This is a genomic window from Microbacterium sp. KRD172 (genome assembly GCF_017168295.1).
Lineage (GTDB): Bacteria > Actinomycetota > Actinomycetes > Actinomycetales > Microbacteriaceae > Microbacterium > Microbacterium profundi.
Map to the genome: position 1 here is coordinate 2,208,548 of NZ_JABFAS010000002.1, position 10,541 is coordinate 2,219,088.

At 67.6% G+C, this 10,541-nt stretch carries 6 protein-coding genes and 1 tRNA gene; 2 read left to right on the forward strand and 5 right to left on the reverse strand.

Features of this window, described 5'->3' with window-relative positions; translation table 11 throughout:
- Positions 1 to 37 precede the first annotated feature (37 nt).
- Entirely contained in the window at positions 38 to 841 is an 804-nt protein-coding gene (locus tag J1M43_RS11055; RefSeq protein ID WP_033104776.1) for a carbon-nitrogen hydrolase family protein, read from the reverse strand.
- 69 nt (positions 842 to 910) lie between these two features.
- Between J1M43_RS11055 and J1M43_RS11060 the strand changes: the two genes are divergently transcribed.
- Positions 911 to 984, forward strand: a tRNA-Met gene (locus tag J1M43_RS11060).
- 246 nt (positions 985 to 1,230) lie between these two features.
- On the opposite strand, the gene J1M43_RS11065 is transcribed toward J1M43_RS11060, so the two are convergent.
- A complete protein-coding gene (locus J1M43_RS11065) occupies positions 1,231 to 4,155 on the reverse strand; it encodes a UPF0182 family protein (RefSeq protein ID WP_206476702.1) in 2,925 nt (974 codons plus the stop codon).
- Between the two features lie 138 nt (positions 4,156 to 4,293).
- Positions 4,294 to 5,388: a PDZ domain-containing protein gene (locus J1M43_RS11070; protein ID WP_152594793.1), complete on the reverse strand. Its 1,095-nt coding sequence runs from the start codon at positions 5,386 to 5,388 to the stop codon at positions 4,294 to 4,296.
- A gap of 117 nt (positions 5,389 to 5,505) precedes the next feature.
- Between J1M43_RS11070 and J1M43_RS11075 the strand changes: the two genes are divergently transcribed.
- Complete coding sequence (locus tag J1M43_RS11075) at positions 5,506 to 6,921, forward strand: zinc-dependent metalloprotease (RefSeq protein ID WP_206476703.1); 1,416 nt, start codon at positions 5,506 to 5,508, stop codon at positions 6,919 to 6,921.
- Between the two features lie 912 nt (positions 6,922 to 7,833).
- Here J1M43_RS11075 and J1M43_RS11080 read toward each other — a convergent pair.
- The gene (locus J1M43_RS11080) at positions 7,834 to 9,555 is read right to left on the reverse strand and encodes an ATP-dependent helicase (RefSeq protein ID WP_206476704.1); all 1,722 of its coding nucleotides are present in this window, start codon (positions 9,553 to 9,555) and stop codon (positions 7,834 to 7,836) included.
- Between the two features lie 28 nt (positions 9,556 to 9,583).
- Positions 9,584 to 10,495, reverse strand: a complete 912-nt coding sequence (gene nudC / locus J1M43_RS11085) for an NAD(+) diphosphatase (RefSeq protein WP_033104780.1) — start codon at positions 10,493 to 10,495, stop codon at positions 9,584 to 9,586.
- Positions 10,496 to 10,541 lie beyond the last annotated feature (46 nt).

The following is a 10,541-nucleotide window of genomic DNA, read 5'->3' on the forward strand; positions in this document are numbered from 1 at the left end:
GAAACGGATTGAGCGAGCGCAGCGCGTCGAAATCGACTCAGCGCGGGACGACGCCGTAGCGGCGCAGCCGCAGAACCGGGTTAACCTCACGGACACGGGTGACGGCATCCTTCGTGAGCTCTGCCACGGCGATGCCCTCGGCGGTGCCCACTCCTGCGATCACCACACCCTGCGGATCGACGATCTGCGAGTGCCCCACTCCGATGGGCGTCGGGTGATCGGCGGAGACGACGTAGACCGTGTTCTCGATCGCGCGCGCTGCGAGCAGCGTGGTCCAGTGATGCTCCTTGAGCGGGCCGCGCACCCATTCCGCCGGAACGACGATGACGTCGGCTCCGACATCGACGAGCGTGCGAGCGACCTCGGGGAAGCGCAGGTCGTAACAGGTCATCATCGCGATGCGCAGTCCGCCGACGTCGAGCGTCTCCGGGGCGCCGAGCTCCCCGGCCTCGATCCAGTCCGACTCGGTCTGCCCGAAGGCGTCGTACAGATGCTGTTTGCGGTACGTCGCACGCAGGCCGGCGGCATCCATGGCGACGAGCGTGTTGCGCACCCGATCCCCCGCCGATTCCACCAGGCCGGCGATGATCGTCACGTCGTGAGCGGATGCCGTCGCCTGCAGCGCACCGACGAAATCGCCGTCGAGAGATTCGGAATTCGCGGCCAGGGTCGCATCCATCGGGTCGACGAAGTAACTGGAGTATTCGGGGAACACCACCAGGCGCGCTCCCCTGACCGCGGCATCCGCCGTCAACTCCGCGATGCGGGCGCGGTTGTCCGCCCGTGAGGCTGTCGGGCTGAACTGGCAGACGGCGACGGTGAGTGCGGCGGTCTCGGACATGTCTCCATCCTCGCGCAGTTTGCCCGTGGTTAACCAGCTCCGAAACCCGTGTTAGGCTAGTAGACGTGCCGCGGGGTGGAGCAGTTCGGTAGCTCGCCGGGCTCATAACCCGGAGGTCGCAGGTTCAAATCCTGTCCCCGCAACGAGAAGCGACACAAGAAAGGCCCCTGATCTGGAGAAATCCCGATCAGGGGCCTTTCGCATTCCCCTGCGCGAGCGCCCAGGGCTGATGCGAGAAGAGTTTCCGGGGTTCAGATCGAGTTTTACCCCGGCATCGCTCGCGGGATGCGCCGGTCGAGGTAGACGCCCGGAGCGGTGTGAGAGAACGGGCCCCGTATGTACGAGAACGGGCGCCCCTCGCGGGACGCCCGTTCTGCTGTACGCGGTTCTTACTCGGCGGACTCCAGAGCCAGCAGATCGGTGATCGCGGCGGTGAGGCGCTTGTCGGCCTCGGCGAACGCCGTGAGGTCGCCCGACTTCAGCGCCGCGTCGCGGTCGGTCAGCGCCTGCTGTGCGGCGGCAAGAGCCGTCTCACGTGCATCCGCGTCGGCCGGCGGCGTCGTCGTGCCCTCATCAGGATCGGTCGTGCCCTCGTCCGGAGGGTTCGTGCCGTCACCGGGGTCGACGGGCTCGACCTCTTCGTCTCCGCCGCTCGCGCCGGAGTCGCCGCCGAAGATGACGTCAAGCGCCGCAGTGAGCGTGTCTTCGAAGGCGATGCTGTCACCGAACGTGACCAGCACCTTCTGCAGCAGCGGCAGCTGAGTTCCCTCGGACGACTGCACGTACACCGGCTGCACATAGAGCAGACCGCCGCCGACGGGCAGCGTCAGCAGGTTGCCGTACTTGACCTCGGACTTGCCCAGGGTCAGCACGTTGAGCTTGTCGGCGATGGTCGTGTCGGAGTCGAACGTGTTCTGCACCTGACCTGGACCGGGCACAGTCGTGTCCGCATCGATCTCCAGCATCCGCAACTGACCGTAGCCGTCTGCCTTCTCGCCGGCAGTCGCGCCAGCATCCGAATCGACCGCGAGATAGCCCATCAGGACGTTACGACTCGTCGTCCCCTGAGAGGACGCCGGGATGAACGTCGAGAACATCGAGAAGCGCGGCGAATCCTGCCCAGGCATCTGCATCGACAGGTAGTACGGCGGCTGCAGCTGGTTGTCGTTGCGCGGGTCGTTCGGCGTCTGCCAGCGGTTGTCCTGCTGCGCGAAGGATCCGGCGGTGTCGACGTGGTAGACACCGAGGATCTCGCGCTGCACCTTGAACAGATCGGTCGGGTAGCGCACGTGGCTCATGAGGTCGGCCGACATCTCGCTGATCGGCTCGACGGTCGCGGGGTAGACCTTCTGCCAAGCCTTGAGGATCGGGTCCTCGTCGTCCCATGCGTACAGGGTCACCGAGCCGTCGTACGCGTCGACGGTGGCCTTGACCGAGTTGCGGATGTAGTTGATGTCGTCGATCGCGAAGTTCGGCGCTGCCGTGTTCGAATCGGCGATCGCATCCGACAGGCTCACGCTCGTCGAGTACGGGTACGTCGAGCTGGTCGTGTAGCCGTCGACGATCCAGACGACTCGACCGTCGACGACGCTCGGGTACGGGTCGCTGTCGAGTTCGAGGTACGGAGCGACCTTCTGCACGCGGGAGATCGGGTCCCGGTCGTACAGGATCTGGGATTCATCATTCACGAGGTCGGAGAACAGGATCTCCGCCTCCTGGAACTTCAGCGCGTACAGCAGCTTGTTCAGCGTGTTGCCGACGCTCGGGCCTCCGTCGCCATCGAAGGTGTTCTTCGTCTCGTTCGCGCCGTCCTTGCCACGCGGATAGTCGATCTCGACCGGGTCGGTGCCCTCCGGCGCGCCCACGATCGAGTACAGCGGTGAGTTCTCACCGAAGTACACGCGCGGCTCGTACTCCTCGCCTTCGGTCAGGAATCCGGAGGACGGGATGCCGCGCTCGAGGAACACCGGCTCACCCTCGCTCGTGCGCTGGTTTCCGGCAGCGGCCACGAGGCCATAGCCGTGAGTGTAGACCGCGGTGCGGTTGTTCCAGCTGTTGCTGTCGCCGAGCTTGTCGACGTTGAGCTCGCGCACCGCCACTACGGTGTCCTGCATCTCGCCGTCGATGTTGTAGCGGTCGACGTCGAGCGTCTCCTGGAACTGGTAGTAGTTGCGGAACTGCTCGAGCTGCTGCACCGTCGGGCTGATGATGCTCGGGTCGAGGATGCGGATGGATGCCGTGGTCTCGGCGTCATTGCGCAGCTGCCCCGCCTCGGCGGTGGTCTCCGCCTTGAACGGAGTCACCTCGAGGTCGGCGATGTCGTAGGCGTCCTTGGTGCCGTCGATGTTGCGCTGGTAGAACTCGGCCTGGAAGCTGTTCTGGTTCGGCTTCACCTGGAAGGTCTCGACCACCCAGGGGTAGCCGATGCCGACGACGAGCGATGCGACGATCAGCAGACCGGTCGCCACCAGCGGGAAGCGCCAGCGGCCGATGACCGCCGTGACGAAGAACAGGATCGCGACGAGCGCAGCGAGGATGGCGAGGATCGCCATGCCGGGGATCGTCGCGTTGACGCTCGTGTACGCCGCGCCGGTGATGCGATCTTCTTCGGTGACGAGCGTCTTGTAGCGGTCGAGCCAGAGGCTCGCTGCCTGGACGAGCAGGTAGAGCCCCGCGAGCACGGCCAGCTGGATGCGAGCCGGCTTCGAGATACGCAGCTCGCCCTGGCCGATGCGCACCGAGCCGTAGAGATACGACACGAGGGCTGTGACGATCAGCGACAAAAGGATCACCGCTGACACGAACGCCAGCAGGATCGAGTAGAAGGGCATCGCGAACAGGTAGAACCCGGTGTCCATGCCGAACTGCGGGTCGACCTCACCGGTCGCACCTCCGTTGAACCAGAGCCAGACCGTCTCCCAGTTGCCTGCGGCGGCGAAGCCGGCGAACAGGCCGAAGAAGATGGGCATGCCCCACATCGCCAGGCGGCGCAGCGGCTCGATGACCTCCTGGTAGCGGTCGAGCTGCGAGCTCAGTCGCACGTAGACCGGGCGCAGCCGGTATGCCAGTTGGATCACGATGAACAGCGGCACCGCCATCGCGAGGAACCCCACCACGAACATCACCGCGGTGGCGAGCCACTGCGTGGTGAGGACGTTCGCGAACTGCAACTGGTCGAACCAGAGGAAGTCCGTGTAGAGCGCGGCGAAGACGAAGAACGCAGCGATTATCGCTGCGATGATCACCAGCGAGATCGTGATGATTCGTCGGGAGGTACGGGGCGTGGCCGGATTCGGCGCCGAGGTCGTGGTCACCCTTCCATCCTATGCACGCTCTCGGTGAGCGGGCTGTGCCTGTGATGACGGTGAGGTCACGGTCCGCTCTCAGCGCAATCCCTTCGACAGGCTCAGGGAGCGGATGCCGGCAGGGTCAGGGAGCGGATGCCGGCAGGGTCAGGACGCGGATGCCGTGCATGTGGGCAGCGCGTCGACGTCGCCCCCGTTCGCGATCACCTCGAGCGCGTCGAGCGACTCCTCGAGCGTCGAGGTGCTGATCACCTGCAGCCCGTCGGGGACGTGCCCGACGACCTCGTCGCAGTTCGACGCAGGGGCGAGGAAGTAGTCGGCACCGGCGTCGACGGCGCCGTACAGCTTCTGGCGGATGCCGCCGATCGGGCCGACCGCGCCCGCGGCGTCGATCGTCCCGGTGCCCGCGATGTCGTTGCCGCCGGTCATCTCCCCCGGGGTGAGCTCATCGACGATGCCGAGCGCGAACATCATGCCGGCGCTGGGACCGCCCACGTTGTCGAGCTGGATCGTCACGTCGATCGGGAAGTCGTACTGAGTCGTGAGCGTCACGCCGATGAACCAGGTGTCGACGCCGTCGGTGGTGTCGAGCTCCGGAGTGATCTCGACCCCGATCTGCTGGTCTCCGCCACGGAGCACGGTGAGTTCGACCGCGTCGCCTTCAGCATCCTGGATGGCGGCTCGCAGCTCGGCTGCGCCGGTGACCTTCGTACCGTCGATCTCCGTGATGACGTCGTTCTCTTCGAGAACGCCGGCTGCGGGCGAGTCCTCGATCGCTTCCACCACCGTGACCTCGGCGCCGGTGTCGTAGCCGAGTTCGTTCAGCGCGGCTGCGGTCGCCTCGTGCTGCGAGTCGACCATCAGCGCGGCGTTTCGCTCGTCGCGATCCTCACTCGTGACTCCCTCGGGGAACACCGCGTCGATCGGGACGACTGCGCGCGACGAGTCCATCCAGGCGAGCGCCAGCTCGAACCATGAGGGCGTGCGCTCCCGGTTTCCGACGACCTGCACGGTCAGCAGGTTGAGGCTGCCACCGGTCTCGAACGTCTCTGCGCCGTCGATCGCGATGAGCGGCACCTCCTCGCCGTCCTCGCCCTTGGCAGTGCCGAGCGTGTCGTAGACCGGCCCTGGGCGCTGGATCACATACGGCGTCGGCAGGAAGGTCAGCACGACCAGTGCGACGAGCGCGACGATCAGTGCCCAGACGCCCAGGCCGACCCTGGGTGTGCGCGCGTGAGCCAAGTGGATCCTCCGTCGTTCGCGACCGGCGTACAGCGATCTGCCCGCGTCGGGGTCGCGTGCAGAATCCTGCAACTAGCGTAGATGTCACGGCTAGCGACGTGCTGAGAGGCGACCGACATGGCAGACAACGACCCCAACCCCGAGGACTTCCAGGAGTTCCTCCGGAAGATGATGTCCGGCGCGGGCGTCGGAGACTTCGACCTGAGCGCGCTGCAGAACGCCCTCGGCGGCGCGGACGGCCTCGAGATCGATCCCGCGATGATGGCGGGCCTCATGCGCCAGCTGCAGGGCGCGTTCGGCGGCGACCCGTGGGAGAACACCCTGCGCCAGGCGCTGCACATCGCGAACCGCGAAGGGCAGGGCATCACCGACGGCTCGCGCCACTCCCTCGTGGACTCGTTCGCACTGGCGAATCTCTGGCTGGGCGAGGCGACCACGATCTCGGAGCTCGCCGAGAATCCGCAGGCGATGACGCGCGGCGAATGGGTCGAGAAGACCCTTCCGGTGTGGAAGGAGATCGCCGGCCCCGTCTCCACCAGCATCGCGGATGCCCTCACCAGCGCGCTCGACACCCAGGTGCCCGACGACATGCGCGAGGCCATCCAAGGCGCCGGCCAGCTCATGCGAGGGCTCGGCTCCTCGGTGTTCGCGGCGCAGTTCGGGCAGGTGCTCGGCAATCTCTCGCTCGAGGTGGTCTCCGGCGGTGATGTCGGCATCCCGGTGCTTCCGGCCGGCACGGCCGCTCTGATCCCCCAGAACATCACGGCGTTCGGTGAGGGTCTCGAGATCCCAGAGGATCAGATCCTTCTGTATCTCGCGACCCGCGAGCTGGCGTACGCGCGTGTGTACCGGCACGCGAAGTGGCTGCACCTGCATGTCATGTCGCAGATCACCGACTTCGCCCGCGGCGTGACCGTCGACGTCGAGGCGCTCGAAGACGTCGCGAGTCGCCTCGATCCCTCGAACCCCGAAGAGCTGCGTGCGGCGATCGAGGGCGGCGCTCTGCTGCCCGCGCAGACCGAGGCGCAGCGCGAGGCCCTCGCGCGTCTGGAGAACATCATCGCCATGATCGACGGCTGGGTGGATGTCGTCACCGCCGAGGCCACTTCGCGACTGCCCGACAGCGTGCGGCTGGCCGAGGCCGCCCGACGCCGTCGCGCGGTCGGCGGGCCGGCCGAAGACGCGCTCGGTGCGCTGGTGGGGCTCAAGCTGCGCCCGCGCCGCATGCGCGAAGCATCCGCGATGTGGCAGAAGGTGACGGATGCCGTCGGCATCGCCGCCCGCGATTCGCTCTGGGACTACCCGGATCTTCAGCCGACCGCTGCCGACATCGACGCCCCGACCGCGCTGATCGAGCGACTGCAGGCCCGAGCGCGCGGCGAGGAGCCCGTGGCGGATGAGTTCGATGAAGCACTGACCCGGCTGCTGGCCGGCGACGTTTTCTCTGAGGAGAAGAAGCCGGGCGACGCCGAAGCGGATGATGCCGAGCAGGGCGATGATGAGAAGAATCAGGGCGGAGAGACCCCGGTCTGAGCGCGCGCCCTGATTCTGGCGGCCCTGAGCAACTCTGGCGGCCAGACGGACGATCTGCGACCGCCAGAGTTACGGCTGGCCGCCAGACTTGCACGCGAGCACGGCAACGGTCGCGCCGACTCGCACTGCACATCGGCCGCAGGCACGGTTTTCTCCACTGATCAGCCTCCGCCGCCCCACGGGGAACGGCCGGTGGGCAGAATCGGTGCATGCCGCCCATCACACCACCCACGCTGACGCGCCTGGACCCTGCCTATCCTCTTCTGTGGCGTGACGCCGACACTGTGCAGTTCGGCATGGAGGGCGTGGTGCGCGTCGAGGTCTCCGAGCCATGGATCGACCGATTGCTGCAGTCGCTGCGTGATGGATTCCGCCTGAGCGCCTTCGACGTGATCGCACACAGCGCCGGCGCTCCGCGCGATGGAGCCCGCGAGCTTCTCGACGCCCTCAAGCCCGTGCTGCACAAGGATCCGCCTCCGCTGCCGCGCATCTGGATCGAGAGCCTCGACATGGCCGATTCACGGATCGCGGCCCGTACCGAGATCGCCATGGTCGACGAGGGCTTCCGCACGACCGAACGCGGCACTCCGGGCGCTGTGGCCGTCGTGCTGGTGGAGGGCGCAGCATCCGCCCGCCAGCTCGCGAATCACCTGCGCGATGATCTCACGCACCTGCCGATCGCGTTCGAAGCGGGCGGTACGACGATCGGCCCGCTCGTCGAGCCAGGTCGCACGCCGTGCCTGTCCTGCCGCGACGGCCATGAGCGTGAGCGCGATGCAGCATGGCCTACGCTGCACGCGCAGCTGGTGGGGACGGCATCAGGTCCTATCACCGCCGCGCGCACGGCCGAGGCCGCAGCCCTCGCCGCACGCATCCTCGCCGAGCCCGGCCGCACGAGCAAGTGCGTACGGGTCAGCCCCGACGGCCGCCGCGTCTGGCGTTCGGTACGGTTTCACGCAGAATGCCGGTGCCGCGAGCAGTCGTTCCGATCTCCTGGAGGAATCTCGACGGCTGTCGCTCCCGTCGCCCAGCGGAATGAGACCACGACAGTGCGAGAGTTCGAGCGGCGCGCGTGATACCGACATAGGCGAGTCGCCGTTCCTCATCGATCGCGTCGAATCCGGTCGCGTATGAGATGGGCAGCGCGCCCTCCGTCCACCCCGCCAAGTGCACGTGCGGCCACTCCAGACCCTTGGCGGCATGCAGGGTCGACAGCGTCACGTTCTCGACGGTCGGCTCGTGCTGGTCTTTCGCCCTCGCCATCAACATCTCGCTGAACGACCGGAGCGTGGTCTCGCTCGGCGCCTCCTCCGCGAGACGCAGGATAGCGCGCCGTGCCTCCCAGCCGTCGCGCTGGGCTCCTCCTGCGGCCGGCGGTTCGTCGCTGAGGCCGAGTTCGCGCAGCACCTTCTGCACGTTGGAGAGGAAGCCCCGCTCGGTCGGTGCCACGGAGGCGCCGCGCAGTGCGAGCACGGCCTGGCGCACCTCCGGCATGTCGAAGAATCGTTTGCCGCCGAGCACACGCGATGCGATGCCCGCCTCGCCGAGAGCCTGTTGGATCGCGCCGGATTGCGAGTGCGCGCGGTAGAGCACCGCGATCTCGGACGGCGAGGCGCCGGCAGCGATCCTGGCGGCGATCGAGGCGGCGATGCCGGCGGCCTCGTCCGTCTCGGTCTCGTACGTCGTGACGGTCGGCGTCTCCGCGGTGAGCGACTCGCGGGCCGCGACGAGTTCGAGGGCGCCGGCGCGGCCGTTCATCAGCGCGTTGGCCGCGGCGAGGATCGGCGGCTGAGAGCGGTAGTTCGTCTCCAGCCGCACGACCGTGGCGTTCGGGTAGCGGCGTCCGAACTCGAGCAGGTACTTCTGATCGGCCCCCGCGAACGAGTAGATCGTCTGACTGGCGTCGCCGACGACGCAGATGTCGCTGCGGTCGCCGAGCCACCTCTCCAGCAGGCGGTTCTGGAGTGGCGAGACGTCCTGATACTCGTCGACCGTGAAGTGCCGATACTGCTCGTGGACGGACGCGGCCACCCGCGGCTCGGCCTCCAGCATCCCGGCGCATGCGAGCAGCACGTCTTCGAAGTCGAGCTGACGACGGTCGTCCTTGAGAGCTTCGTAGCCCTGCTGCAGCGCGGCGAGCTGCTCGGTGCTGATCCGCCCGACAGAGCGTCCGAGCGCGGCGTGCTGCTCGATCGAGAGCATCGAGACCTTGCGCCATTCGATCTCGCTCGCGACGTCGCGGAGCGTGGCGGTGTCCGGACGCAGCCGCAACTGCTCTGCGGCCTGCCCGAGCACACGCACCTTGTTGTCGATGATGCTCGGCGCGGGGGATCCGGCGAGGGTCGGCCAGAAGAAGTTCAACTGCGCGAGGGCGGCCGCGTGGAAGGTACGGGCCACGACGCCTTCGATACCGAGGCCGCGCAGGCGTCCGCGGAGCTCACCCGCTGCCTTCGCCGTGAAGGTGACGGCCATCACACGACTCGGCGAATACGCTCCCGTGTCCACCCCGTGCGCGATGCGATGCGTGATGACACGGGTCTTACCGGTACCCGCACCTGCGAGCACGGCGACGGGGCCGCGCAGCACGGATGCCGCTTCCCGCTGCCGTTCGTCGAGGGCGTCGAGCGCGCTCACTTCGACTCTGCGTTCCGACGAGCCGCGCTCACTCGGGGGCCCGTTCGTTCAGTGCACCCGGCGCCCGATCCTCGTACCAGCCCTGGATGAGCGATCTCGCGATGGACGCCGGCCCGGGCAGGCCCACCGGGCCGTCGCCGTCGAGCGCGCTGCCGATCTCTTCGCGCGTGAACCAGCGCACGTCGATGATCTCCTCGCCGTCGGGGCGTGCGCGGCGCTCGTCGGATGCTGTCGCGCGGAATCCGACCATGAGGGAACGCGGGTACGGCCACGGCTGAGAACCGATGTAGCGGACGGAGTCGAGCCGTACTCCGGCCTCCTCCTCGATCTCGCGGTGCACCGTCAGCTCGAGCGATTCGCCGGCCTCCACGAAGCCGGCGAAGCAGGAGTACATCCGACCATGCCAGTTCGCGTTCGCACCGAGCAGCAGCCTCTCGCCGTCCTCGCTCTCGACCGCGACGATCACCGCAGGGTCCGTGCGCGGGAAGATGTCGTGCTGGCAGGCGCTGCACCTGCGCGACCATCCGCCCTGACGCAGCTCGGTGTCGGATCCACACTTCGCGCAGAAGCGCGCGTCGGTCAGCCACCCGGCGAGTGCGATCGATTCGACGAGGAGCTCTGTGCTCTCGGGGTCGAGAAGGCCACCGGCATCGCGCAGTCCGAGCCAGGTCTCCGCCGGTGCCGCATCGATCGAGTCGGAGGACACGGCCTCCACAGCGAGGAGAAGAGGACCCGTGTCGCTGTGCCTGCCGAGCAGAGCCCATTGCGCCTCTGCCACCTCGTCTGCCGCGACTGCGACCAGCACGCCGTCATCGATCCGGACGCGGCCGTCGCGCACGACGATCACGCGGACATCACCGGATGCGCGCAGCGCCTCGAGGATCCCCGGCTCGTCGCGCAGATGCGCGGCCCGGTCGAACAAGGCACGGCGGACAGTCATCGACTCCCTCTCTCGCAGGCGTGGCGTAGGCGCAACCGCACCCGAG